Genomic DNA, 18,787 nt, shown 5'->3' on the forward strand with positions numbered 1-18,787 from the left:
CGCCAACCCGGAAGAGAGGATCCGTTGATCTGCCCGCAATGCCATAAGACCGTTCCCGCCGACGCGACCGTCTGCCCGCACTGCAGCGCCTATCTCGGGTCCTCTGCCGCCGCATCGTCGCGCGAGTTCATATTCTGCGAGGGTTGCGGCGCGCGCCTGTCCGCCAAGGACCGCACTTGTCCTAAGTGCGGCCGCCCCGCTCCGGGCATCCTCTCGACGGAGGCCTCCGCGACCGATCTCGCCGCGGGGCGAACGGCGAGCTTCCCCAAGCTCACCGACGACGCCGTGCGCACCCGCGCCGCGGGACCAACGGCCGCCGAGGTCCTCGACGTGAGCCTCGACCCCTCCGCCACCCATGTGCTCACCATCCCCGATGCGGCGGATGAGAAGCCGGCGCGCGGGGGGGAGGACCCCTACCATCGCAAGAAGCACCCGGTGGGCAAGATCGCCGCCGCGCTCATGGCGATCCTCCTTGTCGGTGCCTGCGCCTACGTCGTGGTGGCGGACCCCTTCGGCATCATGCCCGGGATCTACGCCGAGGTCGAGCGCCAGGCCGCCGAGATGTTTCCCTCGCGCCAGGGCACGCAGGAGGTCGAGGCGCCGGAGGAGGATTCCTCCGATGACGCTTCCGTGCCCGAGGTGAGCGACACCACCGTCCTTACCGGGGATGCCGCATACGAGAGGCTGACGGCGCTCTACGATGAGGTCGGCGCCTACCAGGACCCCCTCTCGACGGTCGTCGACGAGTACAACGGCGGCTTCTTGCTCTCCGATCTCAGCGCCCGCCAATCCGCATCCGAGGGCGCCTATACCCTGCGCGACGCGGTCCAGGCCACCATCGATGCCATCGACGAGGTCAAGCTCGAGCAGGATTCCCCGTACGCCGAGGACCTCGACCATATCCGCCAGCTCGCAACGTGGATGTACAACCGCGTCGACGTGCTCTGCGCATCATGGGACATCTCGCTCGCGGTCCCCGAGGGCGAGAGCGTGAGCAGCCATCGCGACGAGATAACGCAGCCGCTTCGCGACGCGCTCAACGCCCAGGGGCAGAACGAGGACCTCGTTCAGTTTGAGGCAAACTACAGCGCGTGGCGGCCGACGCGCGAGTAGCAGCGCGCCCGTGGACGCGGCCTGCCGACCGCTTGGCGCGCGTCTCATGGTTCAGGACTCGTAATCTTGGTAAAATAGCAGGGTTCCGAATGTTGTTGAGGAAGGATCGCGCATGTTCGGTTTTATGCCAGATCTCTATACGCCCTCGTATCAGGTCGTGGGCGATGAGGAGGCCGTGATCGAGACCTCCCAGGGCACGATTCGCGTCAAGCTCGATGGCGCCGGCGCGCCCCTGCACGTCGCAAACTTCTGCGAGCTTGCCGAGGCCGGCTTTTACGATGGGCTGAAGTTCCACCGCTACGTGCCCGGCTTCGTCATCCAGGGCGGATGCCCCAACACGCGCGACATGTCGCGCGAGGACGTGGCCGCCGGCAAGGTGGGCCCCGACGGTCGGCCCGGTACGGGCGGCCCGGGGTACCGCATCAAGGCGGAGTTCGCCACCAACCCGCGCAACAGCCACGTCGACGGCGCGCTCGCCATGGCGCGCTCGCAGCATCCCGATTCCGCCGGCTCGCAGTTCTATTTCTGCCTCGGCCCCCAGCACAACCTCGATGCGGGCTACACCGTGTTCGGCACCACGATCGAGGGCCTCGAGGTCGAGCGCGCGCTGCGCGCCGGCGATGAGATCGTCCACATCCAGATCGTCCATGAATCCAGGGGTGAGTAGCATGAATGCACAGTATCTCGAGCAGGCGCGCGCGGCGTACCGCGCCGGTGACTTCTCCGGTGCCGCTCAGATGTTCGCGGCGGCGAAGGATGCGACCGAGATCGCCGGAGAGGTCGATCACCTGCGCGGCAACTCTCTGATGAAGCTCGGTCTGTGGGCAGACGCCGCACGAGCCTACGAGCTCGCCCTTGCCGATACGTCCTATGGCAAGCGCGGCGCCCTGCACACCAACCTCGGTAAGGCCTACGCCGCCGCGGGAGATTACGCGCGCGCCGCTGACAGCTTCCGCGAGGCGGTGCGCGATACCGCCTACGCCACACCGTACAAAGCCTATATGGGCCTTGGCGGCGCCCTTGTCGCCCAAGGCAACATCGTAGAGGCGGGAACGGCCTACCGTCAGGCTGCCATCGACGCCGCGAACCCGGCGCCCGCGCAGGCGCTCTCTGACCTCGCGGGCTGCTTCATCAAGCTCGGTCGACCGGGCGACGCCGTCGAGACCTATCGCACGGCCCTCGACTTCGCTACGCCGCGCGACGACACGCGCGCCATCAACGCGGGTCTCGGGCAGGCGCTCATCGCCCAGAACCGCGCGGCAGACGCGGTCGACGCGTTCAACCAGGCGACGTCTGACGGCATCTACCAGCTCACGCCCGAGCAGCAGCAGGACTATCAGCACGCGCTCGATGCGATGGATGCGCTGAGCGCGCAGCGCGCCATGGCGCCCACCGGCCAGGTCGCCCCGGGCCCCGTGGACCCGCTCGACCCGCTCGGCAAGTCCGGTGCCTTCATGCCCGATCCGTCTGACACCGGTTTCTTCACCATGAGCGAGTCGGAGCTCATCCAGCAAGACCGCGAGCACATGAAGGTTCGCCGCAAGAAGCGCCATACCGGCCTCAAGGTCTTCCTCGTCATTCTCATCCTCCTCATCATCGCGGCGGGTGCCCTCGGATTCGCCTATACGCGCGGTCTGGGATTCCCCTCGCAGCAGGATGCGCTCACCGGGCTCTTCAACGCGGTTACCGATGGTAGCGATACCAGCTCCTACCTGGCGCCGAACCTCGATGAGAGCGCCCGCTCGCTCATCGAGTCCACGGTGCCGGAGGGGGCAACCCCCACTATCACCGCGATGGATCAGAGCATGACGACCTCTACCGCCGAGGTCGAGGTCGAGCTTTCGCTCGGCGGCGTGCAGACCTACACTGCGAGCTTCGTCCGCTCGTCCAACTACATCGGCTGGACGGTCTCCGCGCTCGAGATCGATTTCACGGCCTCCGACGAAGCGGGTGCGACCGGTGAGGGCGCCTCGACGGATGCCGACGGCGCAACTGCTGGCACGACGGGCGACGCCGCGGACACGGCAACGGATGCGGGTGCGAGCAATACCGCTGCCTAGTATGGGTATTTTGAAGTCATGGGCGCCGGCGCGGGGACGTGCGGGCGCCCTTGCTCTACACTAGCGAAAGGGCTCCCTTACGCGGAGCTCAGGCATCTCTACCATCTTCGACAAGGGAGACACCTTGTTTTCTCTGACGGACATGCTATTCGGCCAGTATGCCGGCGACCTCGCGATCGACCTCGGCACGGCCAACACGCTCGTCTCGGTGCGCGGCAAGGGCATCGTCATCCGCGAGCCCTCCGTCGTCGCCATCGATAAGAACGACGAGCGCATCTTGGCCGTGGGCATCGAGGCGAAGCGCATGCTCGGTCGCACGCCCGGCAACATCGTCGCCGTGCGCCCCCTGAAAGACGGCGTCATCGCCGACTTCGACGTGACCGAGGCGATGCTTCGCTACTTCATCGACAAGGCGAGCGAGAAGCGCTACCCGTGGACGCCGCGCCCGCGCGTCGTCGTCTGCGTCCCCTCCGGCGTGACGTCGGTCGAGAAGCGCGCCGTCTTCGAGGCCACCATCTCCGCCGGTGCCCGCCAGGCCTACCTCATCGAGGAGCCCATGGCAGCCGCCATCGGCGCCGACCTGCCCGTGGAGGAGCCCACGGGGTCCATGGTCATCGACATCGGCGGCGGTACCACCGAGGTCGCCGTCATCGCGATGGGAGGCATCGTGGTGTCGCGCTCTATCCGCACCGCGGGCGACGAGTTCGACCAGGCGATCCTCACGCATGTGCGCGATGCGTACAACCTCGCCATCGGCGAGCGCACCGCCGAGGACATCAAGATCAAGGTCGGCTCTGCCGTACCGCTCAAAGACGAGCTCGATGTGGAGGTCAACGGCCGCGACGTCATCTCGGGCCTGCCCAAGACCGTGCGCATCGAGAGCGAGGAGATCCGCCGCGCGCTCCAGAAGCCGCTCGACGAGATGACCAAGGCCGTAAAAGACGCGCTGGACGCGACGCCGCCCGATCTCGCCTCGGATCTTATGTACTACGGCATCCTGCTCACGGGCGGCGGCGCCCTTCTGCGCGGGCTCGACGTCCGCCTCCGCGATGAGACGGGTGTCGCTGTCAACGTGAGCCCCACGGCGCTCGACAACGTCGTCAACGGCTGCGCGCGCGTGCTCGAGGCCAACGCCTTCGACGGCGGGTTCGTGCAGAGCAACGCGTAACATCGTTTTGAGGAGGGCCTAGCTCTTGCCGAGACATCAGGGCTATGCGAACAATCTGAATCCTCGACGGCAATCAACGGGTCTGCGCCCGTTGATTGTTGTCTGTTTGGCGTCCCTCTTGCTCCTCACGTTCTATCTCCGCGAGGGCGAGACCGGTCCCATCCACAGCGTCCGCGGCGGCGTGTCGGTCATAACGACGCCGGTGCGCCTTCTGGGGAGCGCGGTTTCCGCCCCCTTCAACGCGCTGGGCAACGTCATGGGCAACCTCACCGCTTCGCGCGAGACGCTTGAGGAGCTCGAGCGCACCAACGAGGAGCTGACGGCCCGGGTGGCCGAGCTCTCAGAGGCCGAGGCCACCGCCGAGCGCCTCCAGGGCCTGCTCGACCTGCAATCCACCTACAACCTGCAGTCCACGGCGGCCCGCATCGTCGGACAGTCGAGTGACGCGTGGACAGATACGGTCACGATCGACAAGGGGTCGCTCGACGGCCTCGCGGTGAACATGCCCGTCACCAACGCGGCGGGGGTCATCGGTCAGATCATAGAGGTCGGCCCCAACTCGGCAACGGTACGTCTCGTCACCGACGAGCAGTCGGGCGTGTCTGCCATGATCCAGGACACGCGCGCCCAGGGTATGGTGCAGGGTCAGGCCGACGGCACCCTGCGCATGCTGTACGTTTCCGTCGATGCCGACGTGCAGGAGGGCGACATCATCATCACCTCGGGCCTCGGCGGCGTCTTCCCCAAGGGGCTTCCGCTCGGCACCGTCGCCTCGGTGACGAAGAGCTCGAATGATGTCTACTACACCATCATCGTCAACCCTGCGTCCCGCACGGAGAACAACGAGGAGGTCCTCGTCATCACCTCGCTCACCGAGGAGCAGGTCGCGACGGATGAGGACGTCGCGTCCGCCAACGCGACGCCCCAGGGCCAGGCGCGCGACGCCGCCGCATCCTCAGATGATGATGCGTCCGCCACCGATGGCTCCGAGGGAGGGGAGAGCTGATATGCCGGTCGATTATCGTGATGCTGGTCGGGGGCGCAGCCCCCTCATCATATGCGGCCTCGTTGCCTTCGTGCTGCAGGTCGCCCTGGGGTCTCAGATCTCGTTTTTCGGCGGATGCCTCAATTTCATGGCTGCCTTTGCCTGCGCAGCCGCCCTGCAGGGCGATAGCGGGGCGGCCGCCATCACCGGTTTCGTCGCCGGACTCGCCTATGATCTTTCCGCGACGGTGCCCGTGGGCCTGATGGCCCTGGTGCTCGCCATCGGCTCGTACGTGGTCGCGGGGCTCAGCGCGGGGCTAGGCGGCGGCTTCTCCGGGCGCAGCTTCCAGTTTCTTGCCATAGCCCTCGTCATCGAGATGCTCGTCTACAGCATCGCCCTCGTCCTCGTGGGCGTCGAGGGCGATATCCTCATCGCGCTCGGCAGCCATGGTCTCATGACCGCCCTCATCTCGCTCGTCCCCGGCGCCGTCTTCCTCGTGCTGCTCGGCAACGCGGGCGGGTCCGGGCGCGGGTTCAGCGCTCGCGGTCGCGGCACGCGCTACAAGGGAATCCGGTAACGTCCTATGGATGCACAGCTTATCGTTCTCATCGCCGGTCTGGTGCTCTTAGCCGCTATCGTGGGGTCGCTCATCTTCTTGCGCGGCTACTCGGGCAAGTACACCTATGACACCAAGGACGGGACGCGGCCCCGGGCGTCGGAGGGGGAGGGAAACACCCTCGGTGTGACGTTCAAGGGCCGGTTCCGCTTGCTCACGCTCGGTATCGGCGCGATGCTCTCCGCGCTGGTCGCCCGCCTGTGGAGCATGCAGATGGTGAGCTCGGATTACTATGAGTCGCTCTCCACGCAGAACCAGACGCGCACCGTGATGACGAGCGCCCCGCGCGGGCGCATCCTCGACCGAAACGGGGTCGCCCTGGTGACGAACCGCCCCTCCCTCGCGGTCACCGCCTATCGCGACCTCGCCGACGACACCGTACTCGTGCGCCATCTTTCTAACGTGCTCGGCATACCCTATGTCGCGGCGCTACGCAACATCCAGGATAATACCGAGGGCGCGCAGGCGCGCCACACGATCGCCTCGGACGTGCGCCGCTCCACCATCGCCTACGTGCAGGAGCACGCGGCCGATTTCGCGGGGGTGCTCGTCGACGAGCGCACCGAGCGGCAGTACCCGTACGGCACGCTCGCGGCGCATGTGCTCGGTTACACGGGCACGGTTACCCAGGAGCAGCTCCAGGCTCAGGAGGAGGCCGGGGACGACGACCCAAACCGGATAACCTACTCGTCTGGCGACGTCGTGGGCCAGGCGGGCGTGGAGTACGAGTACGAATCGCTCCTCCAGGGCATCAAGGGCGAGCAGGTCGTGACCGTCGATGCTACGGGCAACGTCACGGGTCAGAATTCCTCGGTCGAGCCGCGCGCCGGATCGGATATCCGCCTCACGCTCGACCTCACGATCCAGAAGGCCTGCGAAGACGGCCTCGCGCACGCCATCGAGATAGCGAAGAACTCGGGGTATGAGAACGCGGGCGCGGGCGCCTGCGTCTGCCTCGACTGCACCAACGGCGACATCTTGGGGATGGCGAGCCTGCCGACGTTCGACCCGAGCGTATTCGTGGGCGGCGTGTCCTCGGAGGTGTGGAGCGAGCTCAACAGCGAAGAGAGCGGGACCCCGCTGCTCAACCGCGCCATAAACGGTCAGTACATGTCCGCCTCCACCATCAAGGTGCTCTCTGCGCTCGCCGGTCTGGAATACGGTATCTACTCCTCGTCCCGTACGACGGTGTGCACCGGTTTCTGGACGGGCAACGGCGAGGCGAACGGCAAGAAATGCTGGCTCGAGACCGGTCACGGCACCATGAACCTGCGCTCGGGCATCGCGAACTCATGCGACCCGGTGTTCTACGACATCGGACGCGATTTCTTTTACAACGATGCCAACCCCGAGGGTCTGCAGGAGATGTTCCGGCGCTGGGGCCTGGGCTCTGTGACGGGCGTCGACCTGCCGAGCGAGGCCGAAGGGCGCGTGCCGGATGCCGCCTGGAAGGAGTCGTATTTCTCCGATTGGCCGGCGGATCAGCGTGCATGGAACGCGGGCGATATGACCAACATCGCCATCGGTCAGGGCGACATCTTGGTGACGCCCCTGCAGATGGCCTGCGTGTACGCTGGCGTCGCCATGGGCGGCGTGGAGTACACCCCGCACATCTTCTACTCGGCCGTCGGCCGCGACGGCGAGGGGGATGCCTACCGCTACAACGGCACGGGCTCGAAGGAGCGGCTGACCGCGCACATCAATTCGGAGGAGGACCTGGCGCTCGTCCGCGGCGGCATCCACGACGTCATCTACACGACCGACACGTCGTTGGCCTCGCACTTCACCAACCTGCCCGTCGAGGTGTACGGCAAGTCCGGAACGGGCGAGCGAACCGATGAGGACGAGTACGCATGGTTCTGCGCGTACGCACCCGCCGATGACCCCAAATACGTCGTCGCCGCGGTGCTCGAGCAGGGCGGCGGCGGTTCGGCAACCGCTTCTCGCTGCATCCGAGATGTCCTGGGCGCCATCTACCAGACGCCCGACACCTCGTCCGACTCCGGCAACAGCGCGGTCCGTTAGGAGGTGGGATCTATGTCACAAGCTTCGCAGTCTCGCACCAAAAACACGTTGAACCGCGTCAACAGGAGCCGTAGCGCCGCGCAGGGCGGCTGGCGCTCGTCGGTCCATATGGGGGTTCTTGCCGCCTGGGTCTGCCTCATGGCGTTCGGCGCCCTCGTCGTCTGGTCCGCATCGCTCACCATAGCCGACGCATCCATCTCGCGTCATCTGCTGGGTATCGGTCTCGGTGTCGCCTGCGCCATCGTCATCTGGCGGAGCGACCTGCGCGAGCTCGCCAACATCTCGACAGCGCTGCTCGTCATCGATATCGTCTGCATCTTCCTGCCGTATGTCCCCGGTCTCTCCTATAACGCGAAAGGCATGACGGGCTGGATCCGTTTCCCCCTCATAGGCCTTACGTTTCAGCCCGTCGAGATCGTCAAGCTCATCACCGTGTTCTTCATGTCGTCGCTCGGCGCGCAGTACAACGGGCGCATCGATACCGTGCGCGACTACCTCAAGCTCTGCGGCATGCTCGCCATCCCGTTCGTGTGCATCATCATCCAGGGCGACCTCGGCAGCTCGCTGGTCGTGTTCTTCGCCGGTGCCGTCGTCATCATGATGAGCGGGGCGCGCAAGGAATGGGTGCTCTCGACCATCGCGGTCATCATCGGACTCGTGTCGCTCATCCTCGCCACCGACTCGATCATCGACGGTATGCTGGGGGACAGCGCGTCGCTCATCAAGCAGTACCAGATGAACCGCCTGCTGGTGTTCATGGACCCGACCTCGAGCGATTCCGACGAGGCCTACAACCTTCTGCAGTCGCTCATCGCCGTCGGGTCGGGCGGTTTCTTCGGCAAGGGCATCGGCAACGCCACACAATCGGGATCGGGCTTTTTGCCCGAGGCGCATACCGACTTCGTGTTCGCCCTGCTCTCCGAGACGTTCGGTTTCGCCGGCGCGCTCCTTCTGCTCGTGCTCTTCGGCATCCTCATGCTCTCGACCGTCCGCGTCGCCATCAAGAGCGACAACCTGTTTTTGCGGCTCGTGTGCGTCGGCATCGTCGGCATGTGGATGTTTCAGATTTTCGAGAACATTGGCATGTGCATCGGTCTCATGCCCATCACGGGCATCCCGCTGCCGTTCATCAGCTTCGGCTCGTCATCGATGATCGCGCAGTGCTGCGCGATCGGTATCGTACAGTCCATCTGGCGCTGTCGCACCAAGTCTGCGTAGCGCTTTCGCCTAGGTCAAGGGGAGTGAGATGAAGATTCCTTGGGAGCAGCTTCCGCTCAACGGATTCATGAACGCCTTCAAGCTCGGTATGGACGCCACGCTTGAGTCGGATACGCCGGTGCGCGTCGCCGTGTACGTCGACGCGACGGCGCCCGGGCGCATCGTGGCCTGCGTGCGCGAGGCGTTTGTGCCCCAGACCACCTCGGCGCTCGTGCGCGTGGAGCGCTTGGCGGCAGAGCCCGTGCCCCCTAAGGCCGATACCGACGTCGTGCTGGTCCTGACCTCAGGCTCGCCGATCCTGGAGGATGCTGTGCAGCGCCTCGTCATCTCCGGCGCGCCCGTGTGCGTCATCGCGGAGTCGAGCGTGGAGGTGCCCTTCATCGAGGCGGATACCCCGCTTCTGGGGCTCGTCGCCGCGAGCGACGACGATCATCTGAAAGACGCCCTCGCCCGCTGGATCCTCGAGCGCACCGAGAAGGACGCCGCTTTTGCCGCGAACTTCCCCTTCATGCGCGAGGCGGCGGCGAACCGCATCGTCACCACGACGGCCCTCGCGAACCTCGCAACCGGCGTCCTCGTCTTCATGCCCGGCTCAAACTTCCCCGTCATGACGTTCGCCGAGGTGGGAATGGCGCTCAAGCTCGCCTCCACCTACGGTTACCGCCTCCGCCCGGAGCGCGGGTACGAGATCGCCGCGGTGGTGGCGAGCGGCCTCATGCTGCGGTCCCTCTCACGCGCCGTATGTGGCCAGGTTCCGCGCCTCGCCTTCATCGTCAAGGGCCTCATCGGCGGCTTCGGTACATACGGCATGGGTATGGCGCTCGCGGCCTGGTACGCCCACGACGTCGACTACGGCGCGCTGAACGAGCGCGTCCAGACGGCCGTCTCCTCCGTGCGCGCCGCCGCCGACCGGGTAGGGGAGCGCGTCTCCGCCTCGGACGGCCCGCTTGCCGCCGCGTCCCAGGGGAGGTAGCAGTGCGCGTACCCTATGAGAACCGGTTCACCGAGATCGAGCCCCTGCTCGCCCATGTCGAGAAACCGAGCCGCTACCTCGACCACGAGTGGGGGACCCTCTCCCATGAGGACGCCGCGTACCGCGCCTGCCTCATCTATCCGGATACCTACGAGGTCGGCCTGCCCAATCAGGGAATCGCCATCCTCTACGCCGCCCTCAACCGGACGCCCGGCATCTCCTGCGAGCGCGGGTATCTTCCCTGGATCGACATGGCGGACGCCATGCGCGCCGCCGGCGTGCCGCTGCTCTCGCTTGAGGGCGCGGCGCCGGTTGCGTCGTTCGACATCGTCGGCTTCCATATCCCGCACGAGATGGCGGTCACCAACTTTGTCGAGGCGCTCGACCTGGCGGGGATACCGCTTTTTGCCGAGGACCGCGGCGAGGACGACCCGATCGTCATCGCCGGCGGGCCCTCCGTCTACAACCCCGAGCCGTATTGCGCGTTCTTCGACGCCCTCCTCATCGGCGAGGGAGAGGAATCCATCGTAGAGGTGTGCGAGCGCCATCGGGCGCTGCGCGACGCGGGGGCGTCGCGCGCCGAGACGCTGCGCGCTCTTGCCGATGTCCCTGGTACGTACGTGCCGTCGCTCTACGAGGTGCGCTATGACGAGCCCTGCACGCGGTGGGGCTATACCGTTCCCCGTGAGGGCGCGGACGTGCCGCCCGTCGTCTACAAGCGCGTGGCGAGAGATTTCGGTGCGACCGACCCCTTGGCGCAGTCCATCGTTCCCTACACCGAGCTCGTGCACGACCGCCTCTCGGTGGAAGTTCTTCGCGGCTGCGCACGCGGGTGCCGCTTCTGCCAGGCCGGCATCACCTACCGTCCCGTGCGCGAGCGCTCCGCCGACCAGATCGTGTCCTCGGTGGTGCAGGGGCTCGCGCGCACCGGGTACGACGAGGTCTCGCTCACCTCGCTCTCCACGACGGATCACTCCTGCGTCAAGGAGGTGCTCACGCGCCTGAACCGCAGGCTCGAGGGCACCGGCACCAAGGTGTCCGTCCCCTCGCAGCGGCTCGACTCGTTTGGCGTCGAGATGGCGCTCGCCGTCGCCGGCGAGAAGAAGGGCGGCCTCACGTTTGCGCCCGAGGCGGGCAGCCAGCGCCTACGCGACATCATCAACAAGAACGTCACCGAGGAGGACCTGGAGCGCGCGGTTCGCGCCGCCTTCGAAGCGGGCTGGCGGCGCTGCAAGCTCTACTTCATGATGGGGCTCCCCGGAGAGACGGATGAGGATATCGTCGCCATCGCCAACCTCGCCGACCGGGTGCTCGATATCGCCCGCGAAGTCGTGCCCAAGGGCCAGCGGGGCGGCATCGGGGTCTCGATATCGGTCGCCGTGTTCATCCCCAAGGCGTGGACGCCGTTCCAGTGGTGCGCCCAGCTCGATGACGAGGAGGTTCGGCGCCGGCAGCAGCTCTTGCTGCACAGTGTCAGGAGCAAGGCGGTGCGCGTGCACTACCACGACGCGGCCACCTCGCTCATCGAGGCGGTTCTCTCGCGCGGCGGTCGCGCGCTCGCCCCGGTCATCGTCGGGGCCTGGCGGCGCGGGCAGCGGTTCGACGCGTGGACGGAGCAGTTCGATATCGCGCGCTGGGAGGAGGCGGCGCGGGAGGCCGGCATCGACTTGCACGAAGCCGCCCACGAGGCGTTCGACCTTGCGGCGCGCCTGCCCTGGGAGCACACGAGCCCCGGCGTTTCCCGCGGCTTCCTCGAACGAGAGTGGCGTCGCTCTCTTGCCGGCGTGACCACAGAAGACTGCACGCGGGGGAGCTGCACCGGTTGCGGCGTGTGCCCCACGCTCGGTGCCGAGAACCAATTGGTGGGTGAGCGCGCATGACCGAGACCGAACCGACCCTCTTTCGCCTGAGAGTCCGCTACCAGAAAGCGGGACGCCTCATCTACCTCGGGCACTTGGAGGTCGCCCGCACGGTCGAGCGGAGCATCCGTCGCGCGGGCCTGCCCTTCGCGGTCACACAGGGGTTCTCCCCCCATATGCGCATCGCGTTCTCAGCGGCGCTGCCCGTGGGCACCGGCTCCAACGACGAGTGGTACGACGTCATCCTGACCTCGTACGTCCCCGCACCCGAGGCGCTCGCGCGGCTCACGGCGTCGACGCCCCATGACCTCGCTCCGCTCGCGGCGGGTTACCGCGACATGCACGATGAGACGCTCGGCCTCCTCATCACTCGCCAAGACTACCTGATCCGTCTTGCTGGCTGCGACCCCGTCGCGCTGACAGGGGCGCTCGATGCGCTCGTCGCCCAAGGCGAGATCCCGTATAGGCGCGGCAAAAAGCACAAGGCGCTCGATCTCGCGGCCACCCTCGCCGCCTATCAGGTTGATGCCGATGGCGACGGCTGCGCCCTCACGCTCTACACGCGCTCGAGCAACGCAGGGTCGCTCCGCCCCGAGATCCTGCTCGCGGCGGTCGACGGCCATCTCGCCGGCGCACCCGATACGCCGGTCACCTCGGGGGCTCTCGATACCCGCGTACTCGCCGTCCGGAGCGTCACCCGCATCGCGCAGTACGGCGTGACCGAAGAGGGCGCACGGGTCGACCCCTTGGCTCAGGACGGCGCGCAGGGGCACCCGTTTTTCTAACTTGTGTGTATGCAGGGAATTTGCACACAATCGCCGTTGACGAAGACACAGGCGGATGCTAATATTTCCGGCTGTTGCACTAACAGATGCATGAAGGGCTAGAGAATGTACGCAATCGTTACCACCGGCGGCAAGCAGTACAAAGTCGCCACCGACGATGTCATCACCGTCGAGAAGATCGAGGGCAACGTCGGCGACAAGATCGAGCTTCCCGTCATCTTCCTGAATGACGGCAAGAAGATCGTCACCGATGCCAGCAAGCTCGCCAAGGCCAAGGTCACGGCCGAGATCCTCGATCAGTTCAAGGGCGAGAAGCAGCTTGTCTTCAAGTTCAAGAAGCGCAAGCGCTATCGCCGTCTCAAGGGTCACCGTCAGCAGCTCACCAAGCTGAAGGTCACCAAGGTCCAGGCCACCTCGCGCGCCAAGAAGGCCGCTGCCGCTGAGGCCGAGGCTCCGGCTGCCGAGTAGGCAAGCTGCCTACGTAATTTGAAAGAGCAGGTACAGACATGGCACACAAAAAAGGACTCGGTTCCTCCCGCAACGGCCGTGACTCGCACGCGCAGCGACTTGGTTGCAAGCGTTTCGGCGGTCAGGTTGTGAAGGCGGGCAATATCCTCGTTCGTCAGCGCGGCACGCACATCCACCCCGGCGCCAACGTCGGCCGTGGTAAGGACGATACGCTGTTCGCCCTCGTCGACGGTACGGTTCAGTACCACAAGGGCGTCAAGCATCGCGTGAGCGTCATCCCCGCTGCTGAGGCTGTCGAGGCGTAACAGCTCACCCTTCATAACGCATGATAGTCGGGAGACCCTCGCGCATAGCCGGGGGTCTCTCGCTGTATGAAAGCGAGATTTTCGTGGCTCAGTTTACCGACCTTTCCCGCATCAACGTCAAGGGCGGCGACGGCGGCGCCGGTTGCATGTCGTTCCGCCGTGAGGCGCATGTGCCGAAGGGCGGCCCGGACGGCGGAGACGGCGGCCGCGGCGGCGACGTCATCGTCGAGGCGACTTCTCAGCTCTCCTCCCTTATCGACTACCGCTACAAGCATCATTTCCGCGCCGAGCGCGGCACCCATGGGCGCGGCTCCCGTAAGGACGGGCGCGACGGCGAGGACCTTGTCCTTAAGGTGCCCGTCGGCACGGTCGTGCGGGAACTCGACCCCGATACGCAGGAGGTGCTCTACGACATCGCCGACCTCACGCATGACGGCGAGCGCGTCGTCGTCGCTCCCGGCGGCGTCGGTGGGCTGGGCAACACGCATTTCGTGACCTCGGTGCGCCGTGCGCCCGCCTTCGCGCAGCTCGGCGAGCCCGCTCAGGAGCATTGGATCGAGCTCGAGATGAAGCTCATGGCCGATGCGGCGCTCGTCGGCCTGCCGAGCGTGGGCAAGAGCTCGCTTATCGCGCGCATGAGCGCGGCGAGGCCGAAGATCGCCGATTACCCCTTCACCACCCTTGTCCCCAACCTCGGCGTCGTGCGCGCCGGCGAGTACTCCTACGTCGTCGCCGACGTCCCGGGCCTGATCGAGGGCGCTAGCGAGGGCAAGGGCCTCGGCCACCAGTTTCTCCGCCATATCGAGCGGACCGCGCTCATCATGCACGTCGTGGACATCACGGGCGGCTTCGAGGGGCGCGACCCGGTGGAGGACTACCGCGTCATCAACGACGAGCTTGCCCGCTATGCCCGCGAGCTCGCCGAGCGGCCGCAGATCGTCGTCGCAAACAAGTGCGACGTCTCCGGCATGGAGGAGCGCGTGGCGGCTCTGAAGGAGGCCGCCGTGGCCGACGGGCACCGCTTCTTCGCGGTCTCGGCGGTTACGGGTGCCGGCCTCAACACGCTCATGCTCGCCTGCGGCGAGATGGTGGCGGAGCTCAGGCGCGAGCTCGCGTCGCAGGCGCCCGCCGCCGCGCTTGACGCGCCGTGGGAGCGGCGGCGCCGCGCGCGAGAGAAGCGCTTCCAGGTCGTGTGCGAGGAGCCGGGCGCGTTCCGCGTCATCGGAACGCAGGTGGAGCGACTCGTCGTCCAGACGGATTGGGAGAATGAGGAGGCCGTCATCTACCTCCAGCGGCGTTTTGCGCGCATGGGCGTGGACGACGCCCTCGAGAAGGCGGGCTGCCTTCCGGGCGACGAGGTGCGCATCGTGGGGCGCGCCTTTACCTTCGAGGGGGCCGAGGAGCTCGCCGACGAGGCCGAAGATGCTATGCTTGAGGGGACGGACGAGGCGGGCCCCGCAACCGAGGACGGGGTCGACGGCGCCGCGGACGCTCGGTAGGCACCCGGCGAGAGGGGCGTTATGGCGCGACACGAAATCCAGCTCCCCGATATCGGTGGGGACCCGGGACGCGAGTGTCGGCTCGGCATCATGGGCGGGACGTTCGACCCCATCCACTACGGTCATCTCGTCACGGCCGAGCAGGCGCGCGAGGCGCTCGCGCTCGACCTCGTGCTGTTCATGCCGGCGGGCAATCCCGCCTTCAAGCAGGACCGCCCGGTGACCGATGCGGAGGACCGGTACGCGATGACCGTGCTCGCCACCGCGGCGAACCCCAGCTTCTATGCCAGCCGCTTCGAGATCGACCGGTCGGGGGTCACCTATACCGCCGAGACGCTCAAGCTCCTGCGCGCCCATTATCCGGACAACGTGAAGCTCTATTTCATCACCGGTGCCGACGCCATCATCGATATCGTCACGTGGCACGATGCGTCCTCCATCGCCAGCCTGGCGACGCTCATCGCAGCCACGCGGCCGGGTTACGACATCAGCCAGGCCCAGGCCCGCATCGCGCAATCGGGTCTCGACTTCGATGTGCGCTACATCCAGATTCCGGCGCTGGCCATCAGCTCGACCAACATCCGCGACCGCGTGCGCCTCGGCAAGAGCATCCGCTATCTCACGAGCGAATCGGTCATTGGCTATATGCGGAAGAACCGGCTTTACACCGCGTGAAGGAAGGGGAGGGACCCTCGTGAACAGTACATGGCTCATAGACGATGGGGAGCTCGCGTTCTCATCGGAGCAGAACGCCCTCATCGCCCGCATCAAGGACCTGCTCGCCCACCGGATGCGCGACGCCGCCAAACGCCATCGTCATTCGCTCGGCGTCGCTCGAACGGCGGCCTCGCTTGCCCTCGCGTATGACGTCGACGTGTTCGACGCGTACGTCGCCGGCCTCGTCCATGACTGGGACAAGGTGATCTCTGATGACGAGGTCCTCGCCCGGGCGCTGCGCTACCGCGTGCCCATCGAAGGGGCGCCGGCGCTCGCGGTCCCCCTGCTGCACGGCCCTGTCGCCGCCCGCGAGCTCCCCGAGCTCTTCCCCGAGCTCTCGCCGGCCGTTTTCCAGGCTGTGGCGCGCCATACGGTGGCCGCCTGCGATATGACGCCCCTCGATATGGTAGTCTTTATCGCCGACGCGCTCGAGCCCGGTCGACGCGGTGACTATGCCGACCGCCAGCGCGGACTCGTGGGGGAGGTCCCGCTTGACGAGCTCTTCTTCACGTGCTTCAGCGAGGGACTGGTGTACGTGCTCGAGTCGCACCGGTACCTGTATCCTTTGGCTGCCACCATCTACAACCACTACGTGCTCACAAAGAAAGGCAACGCATGAACGAAGACATTCTGACCGGGGACGCGGCAGCGCGAGAGGCGTCTGGCGCACACGAGCTCGAGGACGCGTCTGGCGAGGCTCTCCCCGAGCGCACGGCGGCGACGGCTTCCTCAACCGGCGTCGAGGCGCGCGAGGTCGCGCTCGTCGCTGCGCGCGCCGGCGATGACAAGAAGGCCGACGACGTGCGCGTGCTCGACCTGACGGAGCTCTCCGACGTGTGCGACTTCTTCGTCATCATGAGCGCCTCCAACGCGCGCTTGGTCGACGCCGTCGTCGACGAGGTGGAGGAGCGTGTCGCCAAGACGTGCGGCGAGCATCCCTTCTCCATTGAGGGGCGCGACCAGCGCACCTGGATCCTCATGGACTACGGCTCGGTCATCGTGCACGTCTTCACGCCCGAGGCGCGCGACTACTATCGTCTCGAAACGCTATGGGGTGACGCGCCCCAGGTCCCCATCGCCTAGGCGCGCGGCACATCCCCATTGGTCCCCCCGGCCCCCTGTCAGGGGGCCGGTTTGTTTTGATTGAGAAACTTGTCCGGCCTCACGAGGTCGCGCTCGAAGCGCTGCGCCCGGCCGAAGGAGACGGCCGAGCTCCCAAACCTCTCGCGCACCCGGTCCATGGCGACAGAGAGGTCGCGCCTGTCGCTTGCCACCGCGCCGCGCTCGTCCACTTCGCAGAACAGGTCCGTCTGCACGCCCTCGTCCCGGCGAAAATCGCTGACGCCGATGCCGAGGAGGCGCACGGGCGTGCCCGGTTGCCAGAGCGTGTCGACGAGCTCCTTCGCGGTGGCGACAAACAGGTTCTCATCGTCGGTGGGGTGGGGTAGGGTGCGCTGCGCCGTGTGTCCGTTTCCATAGGAGTAGCGGACCTTCACCGTCACGGTACGGCCCGCGATGCCGCGACGGCGCAGACGCCTTCCCACGGATTCACCCAGAAGGGATAGCGCCGCATAGACGTCCTCCCGTGCGGTGAGGTCGTGTGCGAACGTGCGCTCGTTGCTGACCGACTTTACGTCATCGGGGTCGTCGAGCGCGCGCACGGGGCTTATCTCCCGCCCCGCGGCGCGATCGCGCACCAGCGCCGCGTTGGTACCGAAGATGGGCTTGAGGCGCTCGAGGGGCGCGTCCGCCAGCGCGCCGAGGGTGCGGATGCCCGCCTTGTGCAGGGCGGCCTCGGCAGCCTTGCCGATGCCGCTCATGGCGCGGACGGGGAGCGGCGCCAGGAAGGCGGCCTCCGTGCCGGGCGGAACCACCGTGAGGCCCCGGGGCTTGTCGCGCTCGCTCGCGATCTTGGCCACCGTCTTGTTGGACCCGAGCCCGATAGAGCACGTGATGCCGAGCTCGCTCACGCGCTGCGCGATGCGCTCGACGATGGCGATGGGGCTCTCCGCCGCAAAGCGCCCGGGCGTCACATCGAAGAACGCCTCGTCGATGGAGACCTGGTCGATGAACGGGGTCTCATCGGCGATGATGGACATCACGCGCGCGCTCATCTCCCGATACCGGTCGAAATGGCCGCGCGTCCATATGGCGTGGGGGCACAATCGCTTTGCCTGGGCAGAGGGCATCGCCGAGCGCACGCCGAACGGCCGCGCCTCGTAGGAGGCGGTGGAAACGACGCCGCGCTCCTCGGGCAGGCCGCCGACGATGACGGGCTTGCCGCGCCAAGCGGGGTGGTCGAGCTGCTCGACGCTCGCAAAGAACGCATCGAGGTCCATGAGCCCTATCGCCGGGCCCGCCCACGCACCGAAGAGCGCCTCCATGCCGGCGGACGCACCGTGCTCGCCATCGTATGTCTGTTCGTGTTTTCCCATAGTCAGAGTATAGCATCGCAGGCCTCCTCGGACGGGCGATGGGCGCACGGTGCGCAAAATGATGCTTGCAATCTGGTGAGAAGTGCGTATGATATGGATTTGCCTGCGGAAATACCGAATATCCCGCGCGTTGGCGGGACTCACGCCCCTCCGTTGGCGTATCATACCCATTTGTTTGTCTGTTGTCGCAGCCCTGGGGGCTGCCTGGTTGGAGGAGTTTTCATTGGCAGTCAAGATTCGTCTCGCCCGTCATGGCTCTAAGAAGCGTCCGTACTACCGCGTCGTCGTCGCCGATGCCCGCGCGCCGCGCGATGGTCGCCTGATCGAGGAGGTGGGCCGTTACAACCCGCTCACCACCCCTAAGACCATCGATCTCGACCTCGAGAAGATCAGCGATTGGCAGACCAAGGGCGCTCAGCTCACGGATGCCGTCAAGGCGCTCGTGAAGGCGGCCGAGGAGGGCCCCAAGGCCGAGACCGCTGTCAAGAAGTCGAAGAAGCAGCTCGCCAAGGAAGCCGAGGCCGCTAAGGCCGCTGAGGCTGAGGGTGCCGAGGAGTAACC

The 18,787-nt window shown here is 66.5% G+C and carries 19 protein-coding genes; 18 read left to right on the forward strand and 1 reads right to left on the reverse strand.

Going from position 1 to position 18,787, the window contains the following annotated elements; all coding sequences use genetic code 11:
* Nucleotides 1-24 precede the first annotated feature (24 nt).
* From B5F70_RS01025 to rsfS, 17 genes are all read left to right on the forward strand, one after another.
* On the forward strand, nt 25-1,113 hold the full coding sequence (locus tag B5F70_RS01025; protein ID WP_087203702.1) for a zinc ribbon domain-containing protein: 1,089 nt from the start codon (nt 25-27) through the stop codon (nt 1,111-1,113).
* 112 nt (nt 1,114-1,225) lie between these two features.
* Entirely contained in the window at nt 1,226-1,780 is a 555-nt protein-coding gene (locus B5F70_RS01030; protein ID WP_087203703.1) for a peptidylprolyl isomerase, read from the forward strand.
* Nucleotide 1,781: 1 nt separating this feature from the next.
* On the forward strand, nt 1,782-3,173 hold the full coding sequence (locus B5F70_RS01035) for a tetratricopeptide repeat protein (protein ID WP_087203704.1): 1,392 nt from the start codon (nt 1,782-1,784) through the stop codon (nt 3,171-3,173).
* A gap of 142 nt (nt 3,174-3,315) precedes the next feature.
* The gene (locus tag B5F70_RS01040) at nt 3,316-4,341 is read left to right on the forward strand and encodes a rod shape-determining protein (RefSeq protein ID WP_087203870.1); all 1,026 of its coding nucleotides are present in this window, start codon (nt 3,316-3,318) and stop codon (nt 4,339-4,341) included.
* Between the two features lie 91 nt (nt 4,342-4,432).
* On the forward strand, nt 4,433-5,347 hold the full coding sequence (gene mreC / locus B5F70_RS01045; protein WP_343283711.1) for a rod shape-determining protein MreC: 915 nt from the start codon (nt 4,433-4,435) through the stop codon (nt 5,345-5,347).
* A gap of 1 nt (nt 5,348) precedes the next feature.
* Nucleotides 5,349-5,903: a rod shape-determining protein MreD gene (gene mreD / locus B5F70_RS01050; RefSeq protein ID WP_087203705.1), complete on the forward strand. Its 555-nt coding sequence runs from the start codon at nt 5,349-5,351 to the stop codon at nt 5,901-5,903.
* A gap of 6 nt (nt 5,904-5,909) precedes the next feature.
* The gene (gene mrdA, locus B5F70_RS01055; RefSeq protein ID WP_087203706.1) at nt 5,910-7,967 is read left to right on the forward strand and encodes a penicillin-binding protein 2; all 2,058 of its coding nucleotides are present in this window, start codon (nt 5,910-5,912) and stop codon (nt 7,965-7,967) included.
* Nucleotides 7,968-7,979: 12 nt separating this feature from the next.
* A complete protein-coding gene (locus B5F70_RS01060; RefSeq protein ID WP_087203707.1) occupies nt 7,980-9,185 on the forward strand; it encodes an FtsW/RodA/SpoVE family cell cycle protein in 1,206 nt (401 codons plus the stop codon).
* 28 nt (nt 9,186-9,213) lie between these two features.
* The gene (locus B5F70_RS01065) at nt 9,214-10,158 is read left to right on the forward strand and encodes a hypothetical protein (protein ID WP_087203708.1); all 945 of its coding nucleotides are present in this window, start codon (nt 9,214-9,216) and stop codon (nt 10,156-10,158) included.
* Nucleotides 10,159-10,160: 2 nt separating this feature from the next.
* Nucleotides 10,161-12,038 (forward strand): TIGR03960 family B12-binding radical SAM protein, encoded by a 1,878-nt coding sequence (locus B5F70_RS01070; RefSeq protein ID WP_087203709.1) that lies wholly within the window; start codon nt 10,161-10,163, stop codon nt 12,036-12,038.
* A complete protein-coding gene (locus B5F70_RS01075; protein ID WP_087203710.1) occupies nt 12,035-12,802 on the forward strand; it encodes a TIGR03936 family radical SAM-associated protein in 768 nt (255 codons plus the stop codon). Before B5F70_RS01070 ends, B5F70_RS01075 begins: the two co-directional genes overlap by 4 nt.
* A gap of 105 nt (nt 12,803-12,907) precedes the next feature.
* Nucleotides 12,908-13,270 (forward strand): 50S ribosomal protein L21, encoded by a 363-nt coding sequence (gene rplU / locus B5F70_RS01080; RefSeq protein WP_087203711.1) that lies wholly within the window; start codon nt 12,908-12,910, stop codon nt 13,268-13,270.
* 38 nt (nt 13,271-13,308) lie between these two features.
* Nucleotides 13,309-13,575, forward strand: coding sequence for a 50S ribosomal protein L27 (gene rpmA / locus B5F70_RS01085; protein ID WP_087203712.1), 267 nt, complete (start codon nt 13,309-13,311; stop codon nt 13,573-13,575).
* An 83-nt stretch (nt 13,576-13,658) separates the two neighbouring features.
* Nucleotides 13,659-15,074, forward strand: coding sequence for a GTPase ObgE (gene obgE / locus B5F70_RS01090; protein WP_241145858.1), 1,416 nt, complete (start codon nt 13,659-13,661; stop codon nt 15,072-15,074).
* Between the two features lie 21 nt (nt 15,075-15,095).
* Nucleotides 15,096-15,749 (forward strand): nicotinate-nucleotide adenylyltransferase, encoded by a 654-nt coding sequence (nadD, locus tag B5F70_RS01095; RefSeq protein WP_087203714.1) that lies wholly within the window; start codon nt 15,096-15,098, stop codon nt 15,747-15,749.
* 19 nt (nt 15,750-15,768) lie between these two features.
* The gene (gene yqeK / locus B5F70_RS01100) at nt 15,769-16,410 is read left to right on the forward strand and encodes a bis(5'-nucleosyl)-tetraphosphatase (symmetrical) YqeK (protein WP_241145859.1); all 642 of its coding nucleotides are present in this window, start codon (nt 15,769-15,771) and stop codon (nt 16,408-16,410) included.
* Nucleotides 16,407-16,874: a ribosome silencing factor gene (rsfS, locus tag B5F70_RS01105; protein ID WP_087203715.1), complete on the forward strand. Its 468-nt coding sequence runs from the start codon at nt 16,407-16,409 to the stop codon at nt 16,872-16,874. Before yqeK ends, rsfS begins: the two co-directional genes overlap by 4 nt.
* A 38-nt stretch (nt 16,875-16,912) precedes the next feature.
* Here the strand turns inward: rsfS and dinB are convergent, their stop codons facing one another.
* Nucleotides 16,913-18,226, reverse strand: a complete 1,314-nt coding sequence (gene dinB / locus B5F70_RS01110) for a DNA polymerase IV (protein WP_204554167.1) — start codon at nt 18,224-18,226, stop codon at nt 16,913-16,915.
* A gap of 223 nt (nt 18,227-18,449) precedes the next feature.
* On the opposite strand from dinB, the gene rpsP reads away from it, so the two are divergent.
* Nucleotides 18,450-18,785: a 30S ribosomal protein S16 gene (gene rpsP, locus B5F70_RS01115; protein WP_087203716.1), complete on the forward strand. Its 336-nt coding sequence runs from the start codon at nt 18,450-18,452 to the stop codon at nt 18,783-18,785.
* The last annotated feature ends 2 nt before the right edge of the window (nt 18,786-18,787 follow it).

It is taken from the genome of Collinsella sp. An268 (assembly GCF_002159765.1).
In the GTDB taxonomy this organism is placed as follows: Bacteria; Actinomycetota; Coriobacteriia; order Coriobacteriales; family Coriobacteriaceae; genus Coprousia.